Here is a 1,557-nt window from a genome sequence, read left to right as displayed (position 1 = left end):
AAGCTAGACAATCGAATCGTTTATCAGCTCTTCGTGTTTCCTTTATCTCGTACGAAGTGCGTAAGTCTCATACGGCGTTGAACGGGCGCTCTGCGCTTTTGTTTTTATGCTTCTGCTTCAATCTTAATAGAAGTATCTTTATACGTATCAGAGTCTAAATCACCAATAACTCTACTTGTAAGTATTCCGGATGTCATACTTCCACTAACATTCAATGCTGTACGTCCCATATCAATTAATGGCTCAACTGAAATAAGTAGACCAGCTAATGCAATTGGTAAATTCATTGTTGATAGTACAATGATAGCTGCGAATGTAGCTCCACCACCAACACCTGCAACTCCAAATGAACTGATAGCAACGACAAGAATTAATGTTGCTATGAATGAAGGTGTTAACGGATCAATACCTACTGTCGGTGCAATCATAACAGCTAACATAGCTGGATAAATACCTGCACATCCGTTTTGCCCAATTGACAATCCGAATGATCCTGCAAAGTTAGCTATTCCATCAGGAACACCTAGTTTCTTTTGCGTTTCAATATTGAGTGGAAGAGCTCCGGCACTCGTACGAGATGTGAAAGCAAAAGATAGAACAGGGAATGCTTTTCTCAAATATGTGAGTGGATTTAATCCACCTAGTGATAACAATAGTAAATGAATAAGGAACATTATAATTAATGCTACATATGAAGCTCCTACAAACTTTCCTAGTTTAATAATCGAATCAAAATCACTTAATGCTACTGTTTTTGCCATAATTGCTAAAATACCATATGGAGTTAAACGCAAGATTAATGTAACAATTCTCATTGTTATGCTGTATAAAGTATCAATGATCTTAGCGAAAAACTCTGCCTGTTCAGGTTGCTTACGTCTAATTCCTAAATAAGCTATTCCGATAAAGGCTGCAAATATAACAACAGAAATCGTTGAAGTAGGCCTTGCTCCAGTAAGGTCTAGGAACGGATTGGATGGAATCAATTCTAAAATTTGTTGTGGGAATGTTTGATCCTTAATCGTTCCAAATGTTTCTTCCAATTGATCAGCACGTGCACTTTCAGCGTCTCCTTGTTCGATTTGAACAGCTTCTAAATCGAAAATTAAAGCTGATGATATCCCAACTGCTGCAGCAATCGCTGTAGTTCCAATTAATATACCAAGAATTAGCACACTTATTTTTCCAATATTACTTGTAAGCTTTAATTTAGTAAAAGCTGAAACAATTGAAACGAAGACAAGCGGCATAACAATCATTTGAAGAAACTTCACATAACCGCTACCTACAATGCTAAACCAGTCGGCGGATTTAACGATTTCTTCGGATTGGGCTCCGTAGAAAGCTTGAAGTAACAATCCAAAAATAATCCCTAATCCTAAAGCGGTAAATACTCTTTTCGTAAATGAAACATGCTTACGTTGCATATAGAAAAGAAGAAATAAAAGAACAAGCATAATTGCAATGTTTAAAATAACATAACCAGTCATTCTCTGACCTCCTGTTTTAAATTCAATTAATTTTATCCCGATAAAACTCATAGGAATAATGTTTTTT

Annotated in this window: 1 protein-coding gene; it reads right to left on the bottom strand. The window is 36.2% G+C overall.

What is annotated here, in order from left to right; all coding sequences use genetic code 11:
* Window positions 1–104: 104 nt before the first annotated feature.
* Window positions 105–1,490 (bottom strand): L-cystine transporter, encoded by a 1,386-nt coding sequence (locus V7014_RS15250; RefSeq protein WP_335508295.1) that lies wholly within the window; start codon window positions 1,488–1,490, stop codon window positions 105–107.
* Between the last annotated feature and the right edge of the window lie 67 nt (window positions 1,491–1,557).

Source organism: Bacillus sp. JJ722, assembly GCF_036963345.1.
GTDB lineage: Bacteria > Bacillota > Bacilli > Bacillales > DSM-1321 > Bacillus_AD.
Note: the sequence above shows the minus strand (reverse complement) of the source record. Positions and strands in the feature narration are given on the sequence as shown.

Excerpts from the sequence above, each read along its gene's own strand:
- V7014_RS15250 (WP_335508295.1), bottom strand. The coding sequence starts at position 1,490 with ATGACTGGTTATGTTATTTTAAACATTGCAATTATGCTTGTTCTTTTA.